The sequence below is a fragment of the Rhodococcus chondri genome (assembly GCF_036327435.1).
In the GTDB taxonomy this organism is placed as follows: Bacteria; Actinomycetota; Actinomycetes; order Mycobacteriales; family Mycobacteriaceae; genus Rhodococcus; species Rhodococcus chondri.
Window position 1 is genome coordinate 1 of the sequence record NZ_JAUZMZ010000076.1, and the last position, 22,944, is coordinate 22,944.

Annotated in this window: 26 protein-coding genes; 9 read left to right on the top strand and 17 right to left on the bottom strand. The window is 67.2% G+C overall.

Going from position 1 to position 22,944, the window contains the following annotated elements:
- Together Q8814_RS14320 and mdo are read right to left on the bottom strand one after the other, a co-directional pair.
- The coding region (locus Q8814_RS14320) for a MadB family AAA-type ATPase (protein WP_330152687.1) at positions 1-864 on the bottom strand (864 nt) is incomplete at its 3' end.
- A gap of 80 nt (positions 865-944) precedes the next feature.
- The gene (gene mdo / locus Q8814_RS14325) at positions 945-2,216 is read right to left on the bottom strand and encodes an NDMA-dependent methanol dehydrogenase (RefSeq protein ID WP_330152688.1); all 1,272 of its coding nucleotides are present in this window, start codon (positions 2,214-2,216) and stop codon (positions 945-947) included.
- Positions 2,217-2,591: 375 nt separating this feature from the next.
- Between mdo and Q8814_RS14330 the strand changes: the two genes are divergently transcribed.
- The gene (locus tag Q8814_RS14330) at positions 2,592-3,647 is read left to right on the top strand and encodes a ferredoxin--NADP reductase (protein ID WP_330152689.1); all 1,056 of its coding nucleotides are present in this window, start codon (positions 2,592-2,594) and stop codon (positions 3,645-3,647) included.
- A 22-nt stretch (positions 3,648-3,669) separates the two neighbouring features.
- On the opposite strand, the gene Q8814_RS14335 is transcribed toward Q8814_RS14330, so the two are convergent.
- Both Q8814_RS14335 and Q8814_RS14340 read right to left on the bottom strand, forming a co-directional pair.
- Positions 3,670-4,416, bottom strand: a complete 747-nt coding sequence (locus tag Q8814_RS14335; RefSeq protein WP_330152690.1) for a DNA alkylation repair protein — start codon at positions 4,414-4,416, stop codon at positions 3,670-3,672.
- 11 nt (positions 4,417-4,427) lie between these two features.
- On the bottom strand, positions 4,428-5,693 hold the full coding sequence (locus Q8814_RS14340) for an MFS transporter (RefSeq protein ID WP_330152691.1): 1,266 nt from the start codon (positions 5,691-5,693) through the stop codon (positions 4,428-4,430).
- Between the two features lie 247 nt (positions 5,694-5,940).
- Here Q8814_RS14340 and Q8814_RS14345 point away from each other — a divergent pair, with 247 nt between their 5' ends.
- Together Q8814_RS14345 and Q8814_RS14350 are read left to right on the top strand one after the other, a co-directional pair.
- On the top strand, positions 5,941-6,303 hold the full coding sequence (locus Q8814_RS14345; RefSeq protein WP_330152692.1) for an SPW repeat domain-containing protein: 363 nt from the start codon (positions 5,941-5,943) through the stop codon (positions 6,301-6,303).
- A gap of 87 nt (positions 6,304-6,390) precedes the next feature.
- Positions 6,391-7,023 (top strand): TetR/AcrR family transcriptional regulator, encoded by a 633-nt coding sequence (locus tag Q8814_RS14350; protein ID WP_330152693.1) that lies wholly within the window; start codon positions 6,391-6,393, stop codon positions 7,021-7,023.
- A 44-nt stretch (positions 7,024-7,067) separates the two neighbouring features.
- On the opposite strand, the gene Q8814_RS14355 is transcribed toward Q8814_RS14350, so the two are convergent.
- Positions 7,068-7,853, bottom strand: a complete 786-nt coding sequence (locus Q8814_RS14355) for a glutamate racemase (RefSeq protein ID WP_330152694.1) — start codon at positions 7,851-7,853, stop codon at positions 7,068-7,070.
- Between the two features lie 64 nt (positions 7,854-7,917).
- Positions 7,918-9,156, bottom strand: coding sequence for an NAD(P)/FAD-dependent oxidoreductase (locus tag Q8814_RS14360; protein ID WP_408015904.1), 1,239 nt, complete (start codon positions 9,154-9,156; stop codon positions 7,918-7,920).
- A gap of 139 nt (positions 9,157-9,295) precedes the next feature.
- On the opposite strand from Q8814_RS14360, the gene Q8814_RS14365 reads away from it, so the two are divergent.
- Genes Q8814_RS14365 through Q8814_RS14385 form a run of 5 tightly spaced genes read left to right on the top strand, consistent with a single transcriptional unit; the run spans position 9,296 to position 11,900 of the window.
- Positions 9,296-9,754: an Asp23/Gls24 family envelope stress response protein gene (locus Q8814_RS14365; protein WP_330152696.1), complete on the top strand. Its 459-nt coding sequence runs from the start codon at positions 9,296-9,298 to the stop codon at positions 9,752-9,754.
- A gap of 2 nt (positions 9,755-9,756) precedes the next feature.
- Positions 9,757-10,104: an Asp23/Gls24 family envelope stress response protein gene (locus Q8814_RS14370; protein WP_330152710.1), complete on the top strand. Its 348-nt coding sequence runs from the start codon at positions 9,757-9,759 to the stop codon at positions 10,102-10,104.
- Entirely contained in the window at positions 10,101-10,295 is a 195-nt protein-coding gene (locus tag Q8814_RS14375; RefSeq protein WP_330152697.1) for a DUF2273 domain-containing protein, read from the top strand. Before Q8814_RS14370 ends, Q8814_RS14375 begins: the two co-directional genes overlap by 4 nt.
- The gene (locus Q8814_RS14380; RefSeq protein ID WP_408015905.1) at positions 10,288-11,340 is read left to right on the top strand and encodes an Asp23/Gls24 family envelope stress response protein; all 1,053 of its coding nucleotides are present in this window, start codon (positions 10,288-10,290) and stop codon (positions 11,338-11,340) included. The genes Q8814_RS14375 and Q8814_RS14380 overlap by 8 nt, the downstream gene beginning before the upstream one ends.
- Positions 11,337-11,900, top strand: a complete 564-nt coding sequence (locus Q8814_RS14385; RefSeq protein WP_330152698.1) for an Asp23/Gls24 family envelope stress response protein — start codon at positions 11,337-11,339, stop codon at positions 11,898-11,900. Before Q8814_RS14380 ends, Q8814_RS14385 begins: the two co-directional genes overlap by 4 nt.
- Before the next feature lie 107 nt (positions 11,901-12,007).
- Here the strand turns inward: Q8814_RS14385 and tuf are convergent, their stop codons facing one another.
- The 7 genes from tuf to Q8814_RS14420 all read right to left on the bottom strand — a co-directional run bounded on the left by tuf (position 12,008) and on the right by Q8814_RS14420 (position 18,467).
- Positions 12,008-13,198, bottom strand: a complete 1,191-nt coding sequence (tuf, locus tag Q8814_RS14390) for an elongation factor Tu (RefSeq protein WP_330152699.1) — start codon at positions 13,196-13,198, stop codon at positions 12,008-12,010.
- A 93-nt stretch (positions 13,199-13,291) separates the two neighbouring features.
- A complete protein-coding gene (gene fusA / locus Q8814_RS14395; protein ID WP_330152700.1) occupies positions 13,292-15,394 on the bottom strand; it encodes an elongation factor G in 2,103 nt (700 codons plus the stop codon).
- A gap of 141 nt (positions 15,395-15,535) precedes the next feature.
- Positions 15,536-16,006: a 30S ribosomal protein S7 gene (gene rpsG / locus Q8814_RS14400; protein WP_330152701.1), complete on the bottom strand. Its 471-nt coding sequence runs from the start codon at positions 16,004-16,006 to the stop codon at positions 15,536-15,538.
- Complete coding sequence (gene rpsL / locus Q8814_RS14405; RefSeq protein ID WP_330152702.1) at positions 16,006-16,380, bottom strand: 30S ribosomal protein S12; 375 nt, start codon at positions 16,378-16,380, stop codon at positions 16,006-16,008. Before rpsL ends, rpsG begins: the two co-directional genes overlap by 1 nt.
- A 322-nt stretch (positions 16,381-16,702) precedes the next feature.
- Complete coding sequence (locus tag Q8814_RS14410; protein ID WP_330152703.1) at positions 16,703-17,248, bottom strand: DUF3558 domain-containing protein; 546 nt, start codon at positions 17,246-17,248, stop codon at positions 16,703-16,705.
- Positions 17,245-17,796, bottom strand: coding sequence for a DUF3558 domain-containing protein (locus Q8814_RS14415; protein ID WP_330152704.1), 552 nt, complete (start codon positions 17,794-17,796; stop codon positions 17,245-17,247). Before Q8814_RS14415 ends, Q8814_RS14410 begins: the two co-directional genes overlap by 4 nt.
- A gap of 11 nt (positions 17,797-17,807) precedes the next feature.
- Positions 17,808-18,467 carry a TetR/AcrR family transcriptional regulator gene (locus Q8814_RS14420; RefSeq protein ID WP_330152712.1) on the bottom strand — a complete coding sequence of 220 codons (660 nt, stop codon included), beginning with the start codon at positions 18,465-18,467 and terminating at the stop codon, positions 17,808-17,810.
- A 189-nt stretch (positions 18,468-18,656) separates the two neighbouring features.
- Between Q8814_RS14420 and Q8814_RS14425 the strand changes: the two genes are divergently transcribed.
- Positions 18,657-19,202, top strand: a complete 546-nt coding sequence (locus Q8814_RS14425) for a TetR/AcrR family transcriptional regulator (RefSeq protein ID WP_330152705.1) — start codon at positions 18,657-18,659, stop codon at positions 19,200-19,202.
- A gap of 10 nt (positions 19,203-19,212) precedes the next feature.
- Here the strand turns inward: Q8814_RS14425 and Q8814_RS14430 are convergent, their stop codons facing one another.
- The 4 genes from Q8814_RS14430 to Q8814_RS14445 form a co-directional block, all read right to left on the bottom strand.
- Positions 19,213-19,830, bottom strand: coding sequence for a TetR/AcrR family transcriptional regulator (locus Q8814_RS14430; RefSeq protein ID WP_330152706.1), 618 nt, complete (start codon positions 19,828-19,830; stop codon positions 19,213-19,215).
- A gap of 57 nt (positions 19,831-19,887) precedes the next feature.
- A complete protein-coding gene (locus tag Q8814_RS14435) occupies positions 19,888-20,670 on the bottom strand; it encodes an enoyl-CoA hydratase family protein (RefSeq protein WP_330152707.1) in 783 nt (260 codons plus the stop codon).
- Between the two features lie 10 nt (positions 20,671-20,680).
- Complete coding sequence (locus Q8814_RS14440) at positions 20,681-21,841, bottom strand: acyl-CoA dehydrogenase family protein (RefSeq protein WP_330152708.1); 1,161 nt, start codon at positions 21,839-21,841, stop codon at positions 20,681-20,683.
- On the bottom strand, positions 21,838-22,944 hold a 1,107-nt coding region (locus tag Q8814_RS14445; protein WP_330152709.1), incomplete at its 5' end, for a biotin/lipoyl-containing protein. The genes Q8814_RS14445 and Q8814_RS14440, both read right to left, overlap by 4 nt.

Below are 22,944 nucleotides of genomic sequence, written 5' to 3' on the forward strand. Positions count from 1 at the left end.
GTACTTGAGCAGCGTCGCGAGGAGCACGTCGCGCATGCTGCTCAACGAGTCGTGACTCGATTTCAGCACCGTCGCGGCACGGGCCGCGTCGATGACCTCGGAGATCGACGGGCTCTTGCGCAGCGGGAGTTCCCGGAGTGTGCCGGACAGTTCGACGATCTGCGCCGCGGTGTCGGGGCACACCTCCGGAGCGCGGGCGGTCACGATTTCTCGCTCACGGTCCGCTGTCGGATATCCGACGTGGTAGTGCAGGCAGCGTCGTTTGAGTGCGGGTGAGAGCTCTCTGGTGTCGTTGGAGGTCAGGATCACCCACGGAGTCGAGCGGGCCGTGAAGGTGCCCACCTCGGGAATCGTGACCTGCCGTTCGGCGAGCACTTCGAGGAGCAGGGCTTCCATGGACTCCTCGGTGCGATCGACCTCGTCGACGAGCAGCACCACCGGATCGGGTGAGAGTACGGCCTCGAGTAACGGTCGCACCGCCAGGAACTTTTCGGAGTAGAGACCGAAGTCCTGGTCGGCCAGGAACCGCGAGGCATCGGCGATGTCCACGTGCCCGGCGAGCAGTTCGCCGATGCGGCCGCGCAGCATCTGCACGTGCAGCAACTGTTTGGCGTAGTCCCACTCGTAGAGTGCGCGACTGTCGTCGAGTCCCTCGTAGCACTGCAACCGCACCAGTTTGCGGCCGCCGACCGCGGCCAGCGCCTTCGCGAGTTCGGTCTTGCCCACCCCGGCCGGCCCCTCGAGCAGCAGCGGCCGCTCGAGTGCCGTCGCGAGATGCACGACGGTCGCGAATTCGTCGTCGGCAATGTAGTCGTGGCTGTGCAGCGCCTCTTTCAGTGCGGCGCCGGTGGCGAACGGGGTCATCGCGGGCCCTTCTGTCGCGGTGGCTGGACGGCGGCCCGGGGCGAGGGGCAGGGGACCGCCCGCCCCGGGCCGCAGGTTTCTCAGTAGGAGCTGTTGATGCAGTGATCGACGACGGGGATCATCGACTCCACCGTGACCTCGCGCGGGTTGCCCGGGGTGCACCAGTCGCCCTGAATATGCTCCGAGATGGCTCGCACGGTCTTCTCGTCACCGGGGATGACGTCGCCGCGTCCCGCATATTTGCCGGTGTTCATCCGGTTCTTGTCGTACGAGTCGGTGCGGACCTGCCCGAAGTTGTCGGGAATGCCCACGTCCTTGGCGAGCCGGATCGCGGCGTCGACCGCGGCGTCGGCGGCCTGCACCGTGGTCATGTTGCGAGTGTCGACGCCCATCGCCGTCGCGATCCGTGCGTAGTGCTCGTAGCGCGACGGGAGGTTGTACTCCCACACGCGGGGCAACGCGATCGCGTTGTTGAGACCGTGGTGGCTGTCGAAGAAGGCCGACGTGGCATGTGAAATCGAGTGCACGATGCCCAGACCACCCGAATTGAACGCCTGCGCAGCGATGTACTGGGCGTTCATCATCCCCTCACGGGCCTTCAGGTTGCGCGGCTCGAATACCGCCTCGCGCAAGTGTTTCGCGACGAGCTCGATCGAATACAGGGCATTACCGAGGGACGGCGCGAAGTCCAGTCGCGAGACGTAGGGCTCGGAGCCGTGCGCGAGAACGTCGAATCCGCAGTATGCGGTGAAGTGCTGAGGGCAGGTGTAGTACAACAGCGGATCGTCGATCGCGAGCGTCACGATCGTCGCTTCGTCGAATCCGACCCACTTGTGCGGGTGGTCCATGTCGGAGGTGTCGGTGATGACATACGCCCACGATGTTTCCGAACCGGTACCGGCCGTGGTCGAGACGGCGATGTGCGGTGGGTTCTCCTTGTTCGTGGACTTGGCGAACCCTTCGAACTCGTTGATGTTGCGGCCGTCGTGCGCGATGACGACGCGGGCACCCTTCGCCGCGTCGTGACTCGAGCCGCCGCCGACGGAGATGATCGAGTCGCATTTCTCCTGCTTGTAGAGCGCGGCGGCTTCCATGACGTTGTAGTCCTTGGGATTGGACTCCACCTTGTCGAAGAGCACGACCTCGACACCCTGGTACTCGATCTTGCCGATGAGTTCGTCGATGATGCCGGAACCGCGCAGCCCGGTGGTCATCAGCAGTACGCGTCGGAACCCGAGATTCTTGGCTTCGACACCGATGATGTCGTGCGCGCCGACGCCCATCAGCGCGCGGGGGAACGGATGGAATTCCTTGATCGGGAAGTCCCAGATCTGATTGAGCTCGATCGCCATCGTCTCTCCTCGGTCGATTCCGGCTGTGATGTACATCTCGTTCGGAATCCACACTGGGTCAAGGTCACCGCACCGGGAAGGGCCGCGGCGCGGAACCGTACGGTTACCGGGACGAAGCCGTCCGATCGAGCGCGCCGCACCTGCCCGACCGGGTAGGTGCCGATCCCACCAACCGGGAGGCCGCCGGTGCCGCGCCGCCCCGTCCCGGTACCGTTTTCCTTGTCGGCTCCCGGGACCTGCCACTGAACTAGAACATGTTCTAGAATGGTTGGGGCCGGTAATCCCGATCGGCGACCGCACCGCAAGTTCGAATGCCAAAGCTCGAAGGCCCAAAGCTCGAAGGCACTGCCTGCACGACGAAAGGACGACACCCCCATGACGACAGTCGAGGTGCCGCACGGCTCACGCTCGGTGGTTCTCACCGTTTCCGCCGTCATCGAGGAGACGTCCGACGCGCGCTCACTCGTCTTCGAGGTTCCCACCGAACTGCAGGACAAATTCGCGTACAAGCCCGGGCAGTTCCTGACGCTGCGCATCCCCAGCGACCGGACGGGTTCGGTCGCGCGCTGCTACTCGCTCGCGAGTTCCCCCTACACCGACAGCGCCCCGAAGATCACCGTCAAGCGCACCGTGGAGGGCTACGGCTCGAACTGGCTGTGCGACAAGGTCGCCTCCGGAGACACCCTCGAGGTGCTCCCGCCGTCCGGCGTGTTCACACCGAAGTCCTACGACCACGACTTCCTGCTCCTGGGCGCCGGGTCGGGCATCACCCCGGTCATCTCGATCCTCAAGTCGGCTCTCACCGAGGGCTCCGGCAAGGTCGTGCTCCTCTACGCCAACCGGGACGAATCGTCGGTCATCTTCGCCGAGGAACTGCGTGCCCTCGCGGAGAAGTACCCGACGCGGCTGACCGTCGTGCACTGGCTCGAATCGGTGCAGGGTCTGCCCGCGCCCGAACAACTCGCCACCCTCGTGGCGCCGTATACGAGCCATGAGGCCTTCATGTGCGGCCCCGGGCCGTTCATGGACGCCGTACACCGGGCGCTGCAGAGTGCGGGCATGCCCCGCACCCAGGTGCACGCGGAGGTGTTCAACTCCCTCTCGGGCGATCCGTTCGCCGATGTCGCTCCCGTCGAGCTCAGCGAGGAGGACGCCGCCGACGCCGCGACCGTCGAGGTCGAGCTGGACGGTGAGACCCACACCCTCTCGTGGCCGCGCAAGCAGACCCTCGTCGACATCATGCTCGCGAAGGGCCTCGACGTTCCGTACTCGTGCCAGGAGGGTGAGTGCGGCTCCTGCGCCTGCACCGTCCTCGAGGGCAAGGTCGAGATGGAGCACTGCGATGTCCTCGACCCCGAGGACATCGAGGCCGGGTACATCCTGGGATGCCAGGCCCGTCCGGTGACGGACAACCTCAAGATCGAGTTCTGACCGGAGTTCCGGCTACGCGATCTCAGCGCAGCGCACGCAGCCGAGCCCTCTCCTCCGCGTCCAGGTGCTCGGTCGCATAACTCAACGCCGTTCGTCCCATCGCCGCCGCATGGCTGTCGAGGAATGCGACGAGCGTCGCCCTGTCGATGCGTTTACCGACCTCACGCAGCATCCAGCCCGCCGCCTTCTGGATGAGGTCACGACGGTCGTCGAGCACCTTCGACACCGTCGTCAGCGTCGGCTCCGGGTCGCCCTGTTTCACGAACGCGAACGTCGCGAGCAGAGCCGCCCGGCGCCGCCACAGGTCCGGGTCGGCGGCGAGGTCGTCCAGCAGCTCACGGTCGCCGGAACCGCAGACGAGCCACCGTCCGAGAATATGGTCGGACGAGGCATCCACGAGATCCCAGTTGTTCACCCGGCCGGCTCGCAGCGCGTGCAGGTAGAGCTCGACGATTCGCCCGCGCGCTTCCGGGTTCCGGCCGAAGCGGTCGACGAGGATCAGCAGGCCTGCCAGGCGATGCTCGTGTACCGGCGAATTCAGCAGTGCCCGGGCTTCCGCGAGGGGAAGGGCCCTGAAGCGCCGGACGACGGCGCGGGTCTGCGGCACCCGCAAGCCGAGGAAGACGTCGCCCTCGCCGTACTCGCCGGGTCCGGTCTTGAAGAACCGCCCGAGCCGCGCGGCTGCCTCCGGGTCCGCCGCCGCGTCCAGCGCGGCCCGTACGTCACCTGCTCCGAGGTCGTTGCCGGGTTTGAGGTCGTCGTCGGTCACGAGCACCGACATTACGGCCGCGCAGGCTCCGGTACCTCCGCGAGTTGCGCCGGCCCCGTCTTCGGTGCACGCAGCAACAGACCGGCCCCGGCGAGCAGCGCGAGCACGCCGACGGCCACCCCGTAGCCGACCGCGGTCGCCGTGAGTCCGAACGCGGACGCGGCCGCTCCGGCGACCATGGCGGGCACCGAGAAGGCCAGATAGCAGACCACGAAGGTCGTGGCGAAGATGCGACCGCGTTCGTGTGGCCGCCCCAATCCGCCGATGACGCTCATCGCTCCCAGGAACGTCGCGCCCCACCCGAATCCCGCGAGGGCGGTGCCCGCGAAGTACACCGCGATCCCACCGCCGAGCACTGCGGCCACCACCGCCGCGACACCGGTAGCAAGCACCACCACACCCGCGATCACGACCCGATGCGGCGTCCGGCCACGCATCGCCACCGCCGCGAGGGAACCCGCCGCGAACAGCGCGAAGATCGCGAGACCGGCGACGAGATGATTGTCGACGCCGAACACCGAACGCACGATCGACGGCCCCAGCGACATGTACAGCCCGCCGAGGGCCCACGCCGACATCAGGCACGGAAGAATCAGCACGTACGGCGCCCGCACCTCGCGCGGCACCGACGCGCTCGGCAGCAGGCTGCGCCATGCGTGCCGGCTCGATTCGAAGCCCACCGCCGGTGACGTTTCCGGAACGAAGAACAGTGCGACGAGGAGTACCACCGCGAGCACCGCGACGAGCGCGTAGACCAGGACGGTGGGGAACGGCGCGAATTGCACCAGAAGCCCGGCGCCGGCCGCGCCCAGCGCCAGTCCCAGCGACGGCGCAACACTGTTGACGAGGGAACCTGTCTTCGGGTTCGGTTGCAGATCGATCACTGCGGCGCTCAATGCCCCGGTCGCCGCACCCACCGCGAGACCTTGGAGGATCCGTGCGACGAGGAGCCAGGTAACGCTGTCGGAAACGATGAACGTCACCATGCTCGCGAGCAGTATCAGCAGCGACGCGGCGACGACAGGGCGCCGGCCGACATGGTCGGAGAGCGCACCGACGGTGAGCAACGTGGCGAGCAGGGCCAGAACGTACACCGCGAAGACCGTGGTCAGCATCGCCGGTGAGAATCCCCATTGCTCCTGGTAGACGGGATAGAGCGGCGATGGCGCCGAGGACGAGGAAGTGAGCGCGAACACCCCCACGCCGACCACTCCGAAACCGAACCGGCGGGAGAGATCACCCGAACGGGAACCATCAGGGGGTGAGGCGGGCGACACTGTGGAACCTCCGACGGCAGGACTCGTACGGCAGCACACGATCGAGAGCTTGCCGCCTATGGGTGGAACGCTACCGTCGGCGCAACGTCGTTCGCATAGCGAAATATTCCGTAGGTCACGGTTTGCCGCACAACACCCCCGATGACCTGCGGAAGCTTTACCGGACCGCAACGAGCCGAATGTTGACCGGCCGGTCGATCAGTTCTATACCGAGAGGAGAACAACAATCCGTCCCAAGGAGGCCGACATGTTCTCCGACAGCCGAATGCAAGACTATGTGGCAGTTGTCCTCGGCGCCTTCGCCGCCCTGTCACCGCTGTGGCTGAACACCAATGAGGTAGCCACGTGGTCGCTCGTCGTGCTCGGCGTACTGGTCGCCCTGTGCGGCATCGTCCAGAGCGTCCGGCCCACAATGGCCGCCGCCGACTACGCAATGGGTCTCTTCGGTGTGCTGTTGTTCCTGTCCCCCTGGGTCATGGACTACACCGCATACAACGGCGCATCCTGGACAGCGTGGGTCGTCGGGGTACTCACGGTGGTCGTCGCCGTCGCGGCACTGCCGGCCATGAACACCCGGATGCACGGAGGCGGTTTGGCAACCCATCACTGATCCAGCGCTGAGCCGCACAACCACAACCCGGCCGCGGCGCGCGGGCCCTCCGGCCCTCGCGCCGCCCGATACTGGAGGAGGCCGACGGTGAGCGCCCGGGGAACCCGATCGAACCACCTGCCGAAACGCGACAGCGCAGCACGGAGTCACATCCTCGACGCTGCCGAAGTGCTCTTCGCACGGCACGGTTTCGATGCCACGCCCACGGCAGCGATCGCTACTGCCGCGCAGGTCCCGAAGGGACTCATCTTCTATTACTTTCCCACCAAGGCCGCGATCCTCGAGGCACTCATCTCCGAACGCTGCCCCGTCGACCCTCTTGCGGATCTCACCGCCCTCGTCGCTCCCGGGGACCCGGCCACCAGCCTCGTCAACCTCGACAACGCACTGAACCTGTGCGATCACGATTCGTCGGTGCTGCGGGTGATCATCTGGCGCGAGGCCGAGACGCACCCCGGGGCCCGCACCCGGCTGCGGATGCTCCGCAGCTACCTCCGCGATGCGACGGTCCGGGTGCTGCAGGCAAGCGTGCCGGGTCCGGTGTCGCCGAACGCCCTGCGCGCCGCAGCGGCGACATGGGTGTCGGCGATGTTCTCGGCGGCCGCCACCGACCGCTGGTTCGACCTCGACGGGCTGCCGCGTTCCCGCGAAGAACTCCGCAATGTCGCGCGCCTGGTCGCTGCCGGTCTGAGTGGGATAACGTCCCTGGCTTTGTCCTGACAGCGTCCTGCCGGCCCCTGTCCCGGCAGTGCGGTGGTGCCGGCTCAGCCGACGCGGTGCTGCCCCGCGAGCAGTTCTCGTCCGGCGGCGAACGCGCCGGCCCCGGCAGGCAGAGCGCCGCGTTCGCCGCTCAGGTACACCTCTACCCGCCCTGATCCCCCGGAGCGGCCGGCACCCCGGCCATCGAGTTCGGCGATACGGCGCAGCGTCTGCCGGGCCACCGCCTCCGCACTGTCGAACAGTCGCACGCCCGCAGGCAGCCGGGCAGCGATCGTATCGGCCACGAGCGGGTAGTGCGTGCAGCCGAGGACGATGCCGTCGACGTCGTCGGGGGTATGTGCGGCCGCGGCTGCGATCGCTTCGGCGGCACCGGACCGGTCGCCGCGGTCGATGGCATCGGCGAGCCCGTGACAGGCAACACCCACGACCTCGCTGCCGTTCGCGAATCTCTCGATCAGATCCGCCTGGTAGCGACTTGCGGTGGTGGCGGCGGTGGCCCAGATCGCCACCGACCTGCACTCCGCAGCGGCGGGTTTGATCGCGGGTACCGTCCCGACGACGGGAATGCCGTCGCCGAGGTCGGCACGAACCTCGTCGAGCGCGATGACCGACGCCGTGTTGCACGGCAGCACCACCACATCGGCGCCGCGATCGACCGCACGCCGCGCGGTGCTCACGACACGGTCGACCACCCAGTCGGCGGATTTGGGACCCCACGGGGCGCCCAGCGGGTCCATCGACAACATGAGGTCGAGGTCGGGACGCAACCGGCGCAACCACGCGGACGTGGGCAGCAGCCCGAAACCCGAGTCGATGAGCGCAACGATCACCCTACGAATCTAGCCTGTGCCCGTGACAGTGCCCCGAGTGGTGCACCGCTCCGGGAGCGAAAACTCACGCCGTGGCGGCCAGCAGCTCCTCGATGGGCACCCCGGCCGCGACCTTCATGCGATTTTTCATCACCTGGGCGGGCATCCCGCCACCGACGACACCGACGAGCCGTCCGTCGCGCTCGTAGTAGGCGAGGAACTTGCGTCCGTCGTCGCGGACGATGTGCACCGTGTCGCCGGGCGCGACCGCGCCGAGACCCTGAATCTTGATCTCGTACTGGTCGCTCCAGAAGTACGGCACCTGAGCGACACGATCCGCCTCGCCCGTGACCAGTGCCTTCGCCAGCACCGAAGCCTGTTCCCCCGCGTTGGTCCAGTGCTCGACGCGCTTGCGGCCGCCGTCCGGGAGCTGCCACGAGGCGACGTCCCCGACCGCCCACACGTGCGACGCCGACGTGCGGCCCACCGCGTCGCAGACCACGCCGTTGTCGAGTTCGATCCCGGAACCGTCGAGCCACTCGGTGACCGGGACCGACCCGATACCGAGAACCACCAGATCGACCTCGATCTCGGTCCCGTCGTCGAGGACCGCGGAGGTGACCCGGCCGGCGCCGCGCAGCTCGGTGAGTCCTACCCCGGCACGCACGTCGACCCCCTCGGCGGTGTGCAGCCGGGCCACCAGGGATCCGACCTCCGGTCCGAGCACCGAGGCGAGCGGGGTGGGCTGCGGTTCGAGGAGAACGACGTCCACATCCCGGGCCCGCAGACTCGCGGCGACCTCGCAGCCGATGAAGCCGGCGCCGACGACCAGCGCCCGCGCGCCGGGCGCGATCGCGGCACGCAACGCGCGACTGTCGTCCCTGGACCGCAGTACGTGGACGCCCGCCAGCTCGGCCGTGCCGGGAATGCGACGGGGACGCAGGCCCGTGGCAATGATCAGTTCGTCGTACCCCACGTCCGTGCCGTCGGTGAGGCACACGGTCCGGGCGGCGGTGTCGACGGACCGCGCCGCCGCCCCCAGTCTCAGGTCGATGCGTTGCTCGTCGAAGAATTCGCGAGGACGCAGTGTGGTCTCGTCTCGTTCGCCGCGGATCACGTCCTTGGACAGCGGCGGGCGGTCGTACGGCAGGTGCGCCTCGTCGCCGAGCAGCACGATCTCCCCCTCGAACCCTGCACGACGCAGTTCCTCCGCGCTCCGTACACCGGCGAGACCGGCTCCGACAACTACGACTCGATCGAATGCCACTGATTCATCCTCCTGCTCGCGTGACCCGTGCCACGCCCGTGCGCATCCAGCCTTCATACCAAATGCGGACTCGGGAGAACAGGGCGCCGATCTTGTGTACCTGCGCGGCGCGACACATCCGCCGCCGAGAATAATTAGAGTCGACAGCAACGCGCAGATCTCCACACGCGACCGGCACGGCGACCGAGGAGCACTCATGACCAGCGACAGCGGCGCAGGACTCAGCCGCGTACATTTCGGAACCGGCGCGTCTCCGGGACCGATCGACACCCAGGGACGCACCATCATCGCGGACGCGGTGGTCGCCAAGATCGCCGGACTCGCCACCCGCGAGATCAGCGGCGTCTTCGATGTCGGAGCCGGAACCGCCCGCGTGGTCGGCGCTCTGCGCGACCGCATCCCCGGTGCCCGCATCAACCACGGGCAGGGCGTGGCCGTGGAAGTCGGCGAGAAGCAGGCCGCGATCGACATCGGGATCGTCGCCGAATACGGCGTCGCACTGCACGAGTTGGCCGTGGCCATCCGTCACAACGTCATCACCGCTGTCGAGCGGATGACCGGGCTCGAGGTCACCGAAGTCAACATCACCGTTTTCGACGTCGTCCTGCCCGACGAGGCGCTCCCCGCCGACGACCTCAAGCCGCGCGTGCAGTGACCATGTCTCCCGACGCGATCGTTCCGGAGCGCGACTCGTCGGCCGATCCCGGGCCGGATCCGGTCGACGTGGTCGCCGCGGCCGTGCTCGGCACCGTCGGCGTGGCGGCCTTGCACGGCGGTGATTTCGGAGAGATCGCCACTTATCTCCCGGGCCGGCGGGTGAACGGGATCCGTATCGGCTCCGAGAGTTGCGCGGTCCATATCACCGCCGAATACCCCGCCGACCTGATCGCAGTCGCCGACGCGGTGCGCGCCCGTGTCGAACCTCTCGTCGGCATGCCCGTGCATGTGACCATCGAAGATCTGCAAGATCCTCGGCAATCCGATCGGAAACAGGTGGCACCGTGAACCCCAATCCCACCAGCAACACCGTCGTCGGTCTCATCGCCGGATTGCTGCTCGCCCTCGCGGGCATCTTCGGCGGCTTCAGCGGCCTGCTGTTCGCGCTGCTCCTGGGCGCTCTCGGCGCGGCGATCGGCGCACATCGAGACGGAATCCTCGACCTCGGCGCGCTGTTGCGGAGCCGGGGCCGTGGCTGAAACAGCCCCACCGGCCCGCCCGGTGGGGGCGCCCGAATCGGTGCCGGAGGCCGACGTCGTCGGGCACCGGGGCGTGCTCACCATCAAGGACCGCGCGATCGAGCGGATCGCTTCCGCCGCGGCCCTGCAGGTTCCCGGCGTGGTCCGGCAGAGCGGCAACCTGAGCCTGCTCACCGGCCGGGAGTTGCCGCGGGCCGATGTGACCACGGGAGGCGGTGCCGTCGCGGTCAACCTGTATATCGCAGCCGAATGGCCGTACGACGCCGCCGCCCTGACCCGCCGGGTGCACGACGCCGTCGCCCGCGGTCTGCACGAGTACACCGGGTTGTCGGTGCACGAGCTGAATGTCGTCGTCGCGGCCACGGTGCCCGCCGGGCCGGACGTTCCCGCCGAGCAGTCGGTGCCCGTCGAATATCTCGAGTCGGACATCGTCGCCTCCCGCACCGTGCCCCGCTCCGAAGTGCCCGTGGTCGCGCCCCTGCCACCGCTCGCCACACCCGCTGCCGCCCCGGCTGCCGCGCTCATCGCAGTCGCGTCGCTGGGTCTCGCGTTCGTGGCCGCGCGGGAGCTGCTCATCGTGCGCGGCACCTACGGCGGCGCGCCGTGGCTGCGGAACTCGTTCGAGTGGTTCGGCCGGCTGCACTGGCAGCCCTGGATCGCTCCGGTCGCGGCGATGCTGGTGCTGCTCGGGTTCGCTGCGCTGGCCGTGGCCCTCAAACCCCGGCGCCGCACCCATCTGCCGCTGCGCGTCGCCGGCCCGGTACCGACCGTGTGGATGAGGCGTACCGATCTCGCGCGCATGTGCAGTGCCCACGCGACTGCATTGACGGGGGTGCACACCGCCCGCACCGTCGTGGACCGGCGCCGCGCGGTCGTGGACATCGTGGCCGCCGAGGATGCGTCGGGCGCCGAACTCACTGCCGCGGTGCGTGACGAGGGCGAACCGAATCTCGCGCTGCTGGCCGAGCCGCTTCCCCTCGTCGTGAAGATCGCCCGCGCCCGGGTCCGGGCGGACTCGACCGAATCGGGGGGAATCCGCCGGTGAAACTCCGTTCCGTCCTCGTCAACAGATTCATAGCGTTCGCGGTGGGGGCCGCGCTGCTCGGGGCGGGGGCATTCTCCCTCGCGTGGGTGTGGCAGGTGCCCTTCGCCCGCGCATGGCTGGCTCGGCTCGACCGGCCGCGTGTGATGGATGTGCCGGATCAACCGTGGTGGACGGCGGCGCTGTGGACGGCTTTCGCCACGGGCCTGACCATCGGGATCGTCCTGCTCGTGGTGAACCTGTCGCGGCGGCGAACCTCCACCGTGCAGTTGTACGACGAGGTCACCGACGCCACGCTCGCTGTCGAACTCGGCCCGGTCGCGGACGGTGTGGCGGGGGAACTCGCCGGGCTTCCCGGGGTCCGGTCGGCGCGTGGGCGCGCGGTCGTGGAACGGCACCTGCCGACGTTGTCGGTGATCGTCCACGCCGAACCGGGGCTCGACGTCGCCGAATTCACGGCGCGCGCCGAGGAAACCGCGCAGCGCGCCGCGGGGGCGCTCGGCGGCGCTCCGGTGGCGACCCAGGTGCTTCTGCATCTCGATCCGGCAGGCGAGATGCACTGAGGAACTTCCCGAGCCCTGCGTGAGACGCCGGTCCGTTCTGCCGGTGAAACGCCGAACGGCGCCCACTCCCGAAGGAGTGGGCGCCGCAGGCGACAGGTGAAACTAGATCACTTGTTGATCTTCGTGACGCGACCGGCGCCGACGGTGCGGCCACCCTCGCGGATCGCGAAGCGGAGGCCCTCGTCCATGGCGACCGGCTGGATCAGCTTGACGGACATCTCGGTGTTGTCACCGGGCATGACCATCTCGGTGCCCTCGGGAAGGGTCACAACGCCCGTCACGTCCGTGGTACGGAAGTAGAACTGCGGACGGTAGTTGTTGAAGAACGGCGTGTGACGGCCGCCTTCGTCCTTCGACAGGATGTAGGCGTTGCCCTCGAACTCCGTGTGCGGAGTCGTGGTGCCCGGCTTGACGACGACCTGGCCACGCTCGACGTCGTCGCGCTTGAGGCCACGAACCAGCAGACCGACGTTGTCGCCCGCCTGGCCCTGGTCGAGGAGCTTGCGGAACATTTCGATGCCCGTGATGGTGGTCTTGGTGACACCTTCGCGGATGCCGACGATCTCGACTTCCTCGTTCACGTTGACCACGCCACGCTCGATACGACCGGTGACGACCGTGCCACGACCGGTGATCGTGAAGACGTCCTCGATCGGCATGAGGAACGGCAGGTCGGTCTCACGGACCGGATCCGGGATGGAGTCGTCGACGGCCTGCATGAGGTCGACGATCGACTGAACCCACTTCTCGTCACCCTCGAGGGCCTTGAGAGCGGAGATCGGGATGACCGGAGCGTTCTCGTCGAACTCCTGCGAAGCGAGGAGCTCGCGGACCTCCATCTCGACGAGCTCGAGGATTTCCTCGTCGTCGACCATGTCGGCCTTGTTCAGCGCCACGAGGATGTAGGGCACACCGACCTGACGGGCGAGCAGCACGTGCTCACGCGTCTGCGGCATCGGGCCGTCGGTAGCGGCCACGACCAGGATTGCGCCGTCCATCTGGGCAGCGCCGGTGATCATGTTCTTGATGTAGTCGGCGTGACCCGGGGCGTCGACGTGCGCGTAGTGCCGCTTCTCGGTCTGGTACTCGACGTGGGAGATGTTGATCGTGATACCACGAGCCTTCTCCTCCGGCGCCTTGTCGATCTGATCGAAAGCGAAGCTCTCGTTCAGGTCGGGGAACTTGTCGGCCAGCACCTTGGTGATCGCAGCCGTGGTGGTGGTCTTGCCGTGGTCGACGTGACCGATGGTGCCGATGTTCACGTGCGGCTTGGTCCGCTCGAACTTCGCCTTCGCCACTGGATGTCCTCCTGGACTGTTGTTGCGTGCAGTATGCAGCAGTGCGGTTTTGTATTACTTGGTCGTGCAGGTGACCGAGGGATAACCCGAAGGCTACTCGCCGGTCGCCTTGGCGATGATTTCCTTCGAGACGTTCGACGGAACCTCTGCGTAGGAATCGAACACCATGGAGAAGTTCGCGCGGCCCTGGGTCTTCGACCGCAGGTCCCCGATGTAACCGAACATCTCCGAGAGCGGAACCAGCGCCTTCACGACACGGGCACCACTGCGTTCCTCCATGGCCTGGATCTGGCCACGGCGGGAGTTGAGGTCGCCGATCACTTCACCCATGTAGTCCTCGGGCGTGGTGACCTCGACAGCCATGATGGGCTCGAGGATCACCGGAGCAGCCTTGCGAGCCGCTTCCTTGAGCGCCTGCGAACCGGCGATCTTGAATGCCATTTCGGACGAGTCGACGTCGTGGTACGCGCCGTCGAGGAGCGTGACCTTGACGTTCACCAGCTGGTAGCCGGCGAGCACGCCGTACTGCATCGCGTCCTGCGCACCGGCGTCGACCGACGGGATGTACTCGCGCGGCACACGGCCACCGGTGACCTTGTTCTCGAATTCGTAGGTCGCGCCGTCCTCGCCCCGGAAGGGCTCGAGGGCGATGATGACCTTCGCGAACTGGCCGGAACCACCGGTCTGCTTCTTGTGCGTGAACTCGAGCTTCTCGACCTTCTTGGTGATGGTCTCGCGGTACGCAACCTGCGGCTTGCCGACGTTGGCCTCGACCTTGAACTCGCGGCGCATGCGGTCGACCAGGATGTCGAGGTGGAGCTCGCCCATGCCGCCGATGACGGTCTGGCCGGTCTCCTCGTCGAGCTCGACGGAGAATGTGGGGTCCTCTTCGGCGAGCTTCTGGATCGCGGTGCCCAGCTTCTCCTGGTCGGACTTGGTCTTGGGCTCGATGGAGACCTGGATGACCGGGTCCGGGAACGTCATCGACTCGAGGACGATCGGGTTCGCCTGGTCGCACAGGGTGTCGCCGGTCGTGGTGTCCTTCAGGCCGATCATCGCGTAGATGTGGCCCGCGACGGCCTCGTCGACCGGGTTCTCCTTGTTGGCGTGCATCTGGAACAGCTTGCCGATGCGTTCCTTCTTGCCCTTGGTGGCATTGAGCACCTGCTGGCCCGGATCGAGACGACCGGAGTAGACGCGCACGAAGGTCAGCTTGCCGAAGAACGGGTGCGCAGCGATCTTGAAGGCGAGCGCGGAGAACGGCTCTTCCTTGCTCGGCTTGCGCGTGAGGTCGACTTCCTCGTCGTTCAGCTTGTGGCCGTGGACCTCACCGATGTCGAGCGGGTTCGGGAGGTAGTCGATGACGGCGTCGAGCATGGGCTGGATGCCCTTGTTCTTGAACGCCGAGCCGCACAGCACCGGGTAGAGCTCGGAGGCGACGGTCAGCTTGCGGATCGCGCCCTTGATCTCGGCGATGGTCAGCTCTTCGCCACCGAAGTACTTCTCCATGAGCTCTTCGTCGGACTCGGCGACCGTCTCGAGCAGCTTCTCGCGGTACTCGGCAGCCTTGTCGGCGAGATCGGCGGGGATCTCCTCGACGGTGGCCGGGGTGCCGGTCTCGACGGTGCCACGCCAGGTGTAGGCCTTCATCTCGACGAGATCGACGACGCCGTCGAAGGCATCCTCGGCACCGATCGGGAGCTGGAGGACCAGCGGCTTGGCGCCGAGACGGTCGATGATGGTCTGCACGGTGAAGTAGAAGTCCGCGCCCATCTTGTCCATCTTGTTGACGAAGCAGATGCGGGGAACGTCGTACTTGGCAGCCTGGCGCCAGACCTGCTCGGACTGCGGCTCGACGCCTTCCTTGCCGTCGAACACGGCGACCGCGCCGTCGAGGACGCGCAGGGACCGCTCGACCTCGACCGTGAAATCGACGTGGCCGGGCGTGTCGATGATGTTGATCTGGTTGTTGTTCCAGAAGCAGGTCACCGCGGCGGAGGTGATGGTGATGCCGCGTTCCTTCTCCTGCTCCATCCAGTCGGTGGTCGAGGCACCGTCGTGGGTCTCACCGATCTTGTAATTCACACCGGTGTAGAAGAGGATGCGCTCGGTGGTCGTGGTCTTACCGGCATCGATGTGCGCCATGATGCCGATGTTGCGGACCTTGTTCAGGTCGGTCAGCACTTCCTGTGCCACAGGTAAACCCCGCTCGTAGCTAGTGTCGGTCCTTGGGTGCGGACCACAGTGTCTTGTGTTGTCAGCCGGCCTTTACGGGACCGACACAATTGTGCGAGCAGCCGACCGGGGGCCGGATACGGACCCCCGGACGGCCATGACTCACCAGCGGTAGTGCGCGACCGCCTTGTTGGCTTCAGCCATCTTGTGGGTGTCCTCGCGACGCTTCACAGATGCACCGAGACCGTTGCTCGCATCGAGAAGCTCGTTGGCCAGACGCTCGACCATGGTCTTCTCACGACGCTGCCGCGAGAAGGTGACCAGCCAGCGCAGCGCCAGGGTGGTGGAACGACCGGGGCGGACCTCGACCGGCACCTGGTAGGTGGCGCCACCGACGCGGCGGCTGCGGACCTCGAGGGCGGGCTTGACGTTGTCGAGCGCGCGCTTGAGGGTGACGACCGGGTCGGTGCCGGTCTTCTCGCGAGCCTGTTCGAGCGCCTGGTAGACGATGCGCTCGGCCGTGGACTTCTTGCCGTCCAGCAGGATCTTGTTGACCAGCTGGGTAACCAGCGGCGACCCGTAGACCGGGTCGGCGATCAGCGGACGCTTCGGAGCGGGACCTTTACGTGGCATCAGCCCTTCTCCTTCTTCGCTCCGTAGCGGCTACGGGCCTGCTTGCGGTTCTTGACACCCTGGGTGTCGAGCGAACCGCGGATGATCTTGTAGCGCACACCCGGGAGGTCCTTCACACGACCGCCGCGCACGAGCACCATCGAGTGCTCCTGCAGGTTGTGGCCCTCACCGGGGATGTATGCGGTGACCTCGACAGCACTGGTCAGGCGGACACGCGCGACCTTACGAAGAGCAGAGTTCGGCTTCTTCGGGGTGGTGGTGTACACGCGCGTGCACACACCGCGGCGCTGCGGGCTGCCCTTGAGCGCCGCGCTCTTGACCTTGACGGTCTTGTCGCGGCGGCCCTTACGGACCAGCTGATTGATGGTTGGCATTAACCGGCTTTCTCGTTGTCTGGAGCTGCTCACACGAGCAACATTGGCTGTTCTGAAATTAGGGATCCATCGGTTGGGGCAAGGAAGCAACTGCCCCGCACTCGCTCTCGTTTTGCACACGAGGTCGGGTGTGTCGCGTACCCCCACACAGGCAGCCGGTAACTCGCACCTGCAGATTTCTACAGACCGCGCGCACGGCACTACCTCGCATAGGCACACAGATCGGCCCGGGCATGCCGGACACGACCCATTACGATACCCGGCGGGCGCACACGAGGTCAAAGCGAGCATTCGGCCCGAAGGATCCGCCCCGCGAGGTGCGTCAACTGCTCAGGTTGAGGGTGAGCCGTGCCAACGTAGCAGCGGCCTCGCACGGGTCGGCACCCCCGGCGGTGTACTGCACCCACCAGCCGAAAATCCCCGTGGTGGACGCACCTGCGGAGATACCGCACGAAAGCGGGTCGCCGGGCCGGCGCATCTGCAGCGCTCGCCTGCCTTCCACCGTCGTGTTCTCGACCGTGTATCCGAGTTCCTCGCCGGCAGATCGTTCGTTGTCGAGAGTTCCGGTCTCGAACCAGTTGAACGTGACCTTCACTACCCCGGTGGGACCGTCGCCGTCCCAGCGACAGATCGCACCGAAGAACCCCCGGAAGACGGCAGCCGCTCCCACCGTCTCCGCGATCTGCTCGTCGCTCACCGCGTCGCATTCGGTCAAGAGCTTGGTGAACTCCGCCGACCGGCCGCCACCTCCCGCGCCCTCGGCAACCGCGCGGCCGTCGATGCTGCGGGTACAACCCGTGAGCAGCCCGGCGACGGCCACCAGCGCGGCGACCGCGGCGAAGATACGGCGTCCCGCGGCACCGCTCATTGCGCCCTCTCCACATTCAGTTCCGCAAGGTCCCGCGCGACGACGCACGCGTCGGCCGGCGGCGAGAAATCGGCGTAGGTGACCGACCAGTGAACGAAATCGCCGCCGAACTGCACGCCGATCTCGCACAGCGAGTTCTGTCCGAGTTCGTTCTGGTACGACCCCATGAAGCCGGAGTGGCCGCCGATCTCGACATCGGCTGCGGGGCGGCCGATCAGATCGGACCCTGCCCGCTCGCGGCCGATCGGGCTGCCCCGGTACCAGGAAAAGCTGACACTCGGACCGCCGACGAAGAGTTCCCATTCGCATCCGACGGAGTTGCGGGTGACCGCGGCGAACGAACCGAGCGCGAACGCGGAGGCCACCTCGTCGTCGGTCACGGAGCCGCACTCCCCCATGAACGGTCCCGGTTCGGTCGCCTGCAGGGTCGTGGAGGTAGGGGTCCCGCTGCTCTCGTCGGCCGAGCCGCCGCATCCCGCGACGACGACACCGACGACTCCCAGCACGGCTACGGTGGCCGATATCCGTCCGGTCCGGTCGACTGGCATGTGCACAGACACTACCCAGCCGGACGGTCCGCGGCGATCCGTCCGGCGGTCGCCGGTGTCGGCGCCGATCGACGACGTGCATCCGCCAGCACACTGTCCAGTTGCGCCGCCCAATGCCGCACGATCTCACGGCGACGACGCGAATCGTCGGTCAACACATCGGCAAGTCCGAGTCCGCGGCCGAGATCGAGCGTGGCCTGCACCATGCGGTGCACGACGGGATCGGTGTCGTCGGCGCCGAGCTGCTCGACAGCGACTCGGTGCGCGACCCGGCCGAAGCGTTCCTCGAGTGGGACGATGCGTGCCCGCAGTTCCGGGTCAGCAGCCGCCGCCGTCCACACCTGGAGTGCGGCCTTGAACAAGTTGCTCGTGTACTGATCCATCAGGCGTGTGACGACCGCTTCGGTCCGGGACGCACCCACCGGCAGGTCGGGATCCTCGTCGCGCGCGCGATCCATACGGCTGTCGAACATGAACTCGAGAGCGGCGGTGATGAGGTCTTCGCGGGTAGGGAAATGGTGCTGCGCCGCGCCGCGCGACACCCCGGCCCGCTCGGCGACGACGCCGACGGTGGTGGCCGTCCAGCCGAGGTCAGCGAGGCAGTCGATGCTCGCTTCGAGCAGGCGCAGACGGGTCGCCCTGCTCCGGTCCTGCTTGGGCTCGCGCGGCACCCGGCCTCCTCGACGGCTGAACTCTTCCCGGATCCCCGAACGTCCGTCCCGGCCGCGTGGCCGGTTCGCCGACGAATGCGGGCCACTGCGACTCATGTTCGGGACCATACGTACATTCAGGAACCGTACGAACATAACGCGACTTCGTAGACTCGACCCGAGTGATTCGTCGAAAGGGGCACTTCCACCGTGGCAACGCACGTCAGGCGCGAAGACTACTTCGACGCCGCATTCGAGATTCTCTCGATGAACGCCCACGGGGGACTGAAGCAGGCACGTCTGTGCGCGCATCTCGAGGTCACCACCGGTTCGTTCTACAACTATTTCGACAGCTGGGGGCGGTTCAAGACCGAATTCCTGCAGCACTGGCTCGAAGAGCAGACCCTGCAGCTCGTGGCGACCGCACGCCTCGAAGCGTTGCCCGTCCGGCGGCTCGAGATACTGATCGACTTCGCGTGCTCGCTCCCGCACAACGCCGAGTCCGCCCTCCGCGCCTGGGCCCACAGCGACCTAGAGGTCCGCGCGGTCCAGGAGACGGTCGACGATCGGCGATACGAGGTGGTACTCGAAGCGACTTCGACCCTCGCCGAACCGGAGATCGCCGCGCGGTTCGCGCGCCTGGCGCTCTACACTCTCGCCGGATACCAGCAGAGCCTGCCGGTCCAGGATGTCGATTCCCTACGATGGTCGCTGCATCAGGTTCTCGGTCAGCTGCTCGAGGGCGCCTCGGCCTGAGTCCTTCCGGTCACGACAGCACGGCGTCCTCGATCTGTGCGCGCCACACCGGTAGATACGGCTCGGTGTCGGGGTCGCGGGGATCGATCGCGTAGCCCAGGGCGATACCCCGCATGCTGCTGTACACGAGATCGCGGGTTCTCGGGTATCGCGGCGCGGACACCAGTTCGCTGCCGAAGAACCGGTCCGTCTGCTCTTTGATCATTCCGCCGAGATTGCGTTCGAGTGGCAACAGTTCGGCGCGCAACTCGGCATGGGCACGCGCCGCCAGCCACAGTTCCATCGACGCCCAGAAATACGGTTGACGGAAATGCAACCACATCAGATCCACCGCTACCGCGATCCGCCGGACGGGGTCGCCGGGCCACTCCCGATCGCTGCCGAGGTTTCGGACCCGTTGCGCGGCAAGGTGATGCACCGCCGCGACGAGCAGCGCGTCGCGACTCGGATAATGGTGCAGAAGCCGTCCCCGCGTCACTTCGGCGGCCTCCTGGATCCGCACGGTGGTGGCGTTCGAATAACCGTGCTCGACCAGCACCGTTACGGCCGCATCGAGGATTTTCGTGCGGGTGGCGCGGCTGCGTTCCTGTTCGCCACGTCGGCTGCTCTCGCTCGGCGCACTGCTCATGCCGACCAGAGTAGGCAGCGCACCGCAGCACCCCGCCGTCCCGTCACCGCGGAGACCTCATTCCGGTGTGGCCCAGTAGGGTGGACGTTTCTGCAGGAACGCCGAAATCCCCTCTACCGCTTCGTCGGAGCCGAACAGCCGGGCCGATTGGGCCGCGAGTTCGTCGCCGTAGCGATCGAAATCCTCGAGCATGCGCATCGTGAGCAGCCGCTTCGATTCGGCCAGCCCCTGCGGTGAACATTTCCGCAGGTCGGAGAGCAGTTCGCCCACCGTCGCGGCGGGGTCTCCGGTGGAGACCGTCACCAACCCGTGCGCGGCGGCTTCCTCGGAGCCGAAGCGCTCGGCCGTGAGGAAATAATGCGCCGCCGCACGGGGAGCGAGCCGGGGCAGCACGGTGAGCGAGATGATCGACGCCGCGAGTCCCAATTTTGCTTCCGTCAACGCGAACGTGGCCCCCGGTCCCGCGACGACGACATCGCATGCGCCGACGAGACCCATTCCGCCGGCACGCACGTGACCGTCGACGTGACCGATCACCGGCTTGGGCAGTTCCAGGATTCGGCGCAGCAACGCGATCATGTCGCGGGTGCGCTGGGCGGCAGCCTCCTCCGGTGACCCGGACGACTCACCGAGGTCTGCACCCGCACAGAAGGTTCCACCCGTATGGGTCAGGACGACGGCGCGTACGTGCGGATCGTCGGCGGCCGAATCCAGACCGCGGCGCAACTGTGCGAGCAGTGGGGTCGACAGGGCGTTGCGGTTGCGGGGCGAGTCCAGGGTCAGGATCGCCGCCCCCCGCTCCACCCGGTAGCGTACGTAGGTCTCCGATTCGGGCAGCACGGCACTGTCCTCAGTACGACCGCGGCAGCCCCAGCGAATGCTGGGACACGAAGTTGAGGATCATTTCCCGGCTCACCGGTGCGATGCGTGCGATCCGCGCCGCCCCGAGCATCGACGCGAGACCGTACTCCCGGGTGAGCCCGCCGCCGCCGTGGGTCTGAACCGCCTGATCCAACGACGCGATTGCGGCTTCCGCCGCCGCGTACTTGGCCATGTTCGCCGCCTCGGCGGCGCCGAAATCGTCGCCGGCGTCGTAGAGTGTCGCGGCCTTCTGCATCATCAGCTTGGCGAGTTCGAGTTCGATCTTGCGTTGCGCCAAGGGATGCGCGAGTCCCTGGTGCGCGCCGATGGGCTCTTTCCACACGGTGCGTTCCTTCGCGTACTTCACCGCGGCGTCGATCGCGTAGCGCCCCATGCCCACGGCCATCGCCGCTCCCAGGATGCGCTCCGGGTTGAGACCCGCGAACAACTGCATGAGCGCCGCCTCGGGTTCGCCGACCAGCGCATCGGCGGGCAGTCGCACGTCGTCGAGGAACAACGAGAACTGGCGGTCCGGTTCGATGATGTCCATGTCCATCGGAGTCTTGACGAATCCGTTCGTCCCGGTGGGCACGATGAACAGTGCGGGCCTGAGCTTGCCCGTACGGGCATCCTNGGTGCGGGCGACGACGAGGACGGCGTCCGCCTGATCGACGCCTGAGATGTAGACCTTGCTGCCGGAGAGGATCCAGTCGTCGCCGTCGCGCCGCGCGACCGTGGCGATCTTGTGCGAGTTGGACCCGGCGTCCGCCTCGGTGATGCCGAACGCCATGATCTTCGATCCGTCGGCCAGTCCCGGCAGCCAGTGCTGCTTCTGCTCGGCCGTGCCGTATTTGGCGATGATGGTGCCACAGATCGCCGGCGACACGACCACCAGCAGGAGACCACAGCCCTGGGCGGAGAGTTCCTCCTGGACGAGCGCCAATTCGTAGATGCCGGCGCCACCTCCGCCGTACTCCTCCGGCAGGTTCACGCCCAGGAAGCCGAGTTGCGCTGCTTCCGACCACAGTTCGGTCAGTGGCTCGTGCGCCCGCGCTCTGGGCAGAACGTAGTCGACGTAGTTGTAGCGCTTCGCGAGACCCGCGACCGCCGCTCGGAGCTCCTTCTGCTCTTCGGTTTCGATGACGCTCATGTCTGTTCTCCTGAGGGGTCGGTAGCTGGCGTGACAACTGCGAGTACGGCGCCGACCGCGACCTGCGCGCCGACATCGACGTTCAATTCGGTGAGTGTTCCCGCCGTGGGGGCGGTGACGGTGTGTTCCATCTTCATGGCTTCGAGCCACAGCACGGGCTGTCCCGCGGTGACGGTGTCGCCGGCTTCCGCGCCGAGCCGGATCACCGACCCCGGCATGGGTGCGAGCAGCGATCCGGTGACGAGTTGCGCGGCAGGGTCGGTGAACCGCGGCAGGTGCTCGAGCCGAACCGGCCCGAGAGACGAGTCGACGTGCACCGTCTCGCCGTACCGTGCCACCGCGAACTCGCGGCGTAATCCACCCCTGTCGAGCACCACCCGGTCGGGGGTGTGGGTGACAAGCCCGAGTCCGTCGGTATCGATACCGTCCAGCTCGGTCAGCAGGCCGGTGCGCGTGAGCCGGTAGCGGACGGTGTGCGTCGCGTGGACCCCGCGGTACCGCTTGCTCTGCGGCCCGGACGGCAGGTTCCGCCATCCGCTCGGCACCGCGATGGCAACCGGGGTCGCGGCCCGGTTGGCGGCGGCATCGGCGAGTGCCGCGGCGAGGGCGGACAGCGCCTCCGCCTCGGCGGACGCGAGCGGCGCGGCGAGCGATGCGAGCCCGTGTACGTCGAAGAACGCGGTGTCGGTGTCCCCGGCCAGGAACGCGGGGTGGCGGAGAACATTGACCAGCAGATCCCGATTGGTGTGCAGGCCGTGCAGGCGCATACCCGCCACCGCGGCGGCGAGCATCCGTGCGGCCCGCGTCCGGTCGGGCGCCCACGAGATGATCTTGGCGAGCATCGGGTCGTAGTGCACCCCGACGACGGAACCGTCCACAATTCCGGAATCGACGCGGATACCGGATTCGTGAAGCCCCGAGAAACGCGCGGTATCGACCGGGACCGCGAATTCGTGGACAGTGCCGGACTGCGGTTGCCAGTCGCGCGCCGGATCCTCCGCGTAGAGCCGCACCTCGATCGAATGGCCCCTGGGCGGTGGCGGTTCCGGGTCCAGCGCGCCACCGGCCGCGATGTGCAACTGCAGTCCGACGAGGTCCAGTCC

Excerpts from the sequence above, each read along its gene's own strand:
- Q8814_RS14345 (WP_330152692.1), top strand. The coding sequence starts at position 5,941 with ATGTTCTCCGACAGCCGAATGCAAGACTATGTGGCAGTTGTCCTCGGC.
- Q8814_RS14430 (WP_330152706.1), bottom strand. The coding sequence starts at position 19,830 with ATGAGCAGTGCGCCGAGCGAGAGCAGCCGACGTGGCGAACAGGAACGC.
- rpsG (WP_330152701.1), bottom strand. The coding sequence starts at position 16,006 with ATGCCACGTAAAGGTCCCGCTCCGAAGCGTCCGCTGATCGCCGACCCG.
- rpsL (WP_330152702.1), bottom strand. The coding sequence starts at position 16,380 with ATGCCAACCATCAATCAGCTGGTCCGTAAGGGCCGCCGCGACAAGACC.
- Q8814_RS14370 (WP_330152710.1), top strand. The coding sequence starts at position 9,757 with ATGTCTCCCGACGCGATCGTTCCGGAGCGCGACTCGTCGGCCGATCCC.
- Q8814_RS14330 (WP_330152689.1), top strand. The coding sequence starts at position 2,592 with ATGACGACAGTCGAGGTGCCGCACGGCTCACGCTCGGTGGTTCTCACC.
- mdo (WP_330152688.1), bottom strand. The coding sequence starts at position 2,216 with ATGGCGATCGAGCTCAATCAGATCTGGGACTTCCCGATCAAGGAATTC.
- Q8814_RS14415 (WP_330152704.1), bottom strand. The coding sequence starts at position 17,796 with ATGCCAGTCGACCGGACCGGACGGATATCGGCCACCGTAGCCGTGCTG.
- Q8814_RS14365 (WP_330152696.1), top strand. The coding sequence starts at position 9,296 with ATGACCAGCGACAGCGGCGCAGGACTCAGCCGCGTACATTTCGGAACC.
- Q8814_RS14410 (WP_330152703.1), bottom strand. The coding sequence starts at position 17,248 with ATGAGCGGTGCCGCGGGACGCCGTATCTTCGCCGCGGTCGCCGCGCTG.
- Q8814_RS14360 (WP_408015904.1), bottom strand. The coding sequence starts at position 9,156 with ATGAAGGCTGGATGCGCACGGGCGTGGCACGGGTCACGCGAGCAGGAG.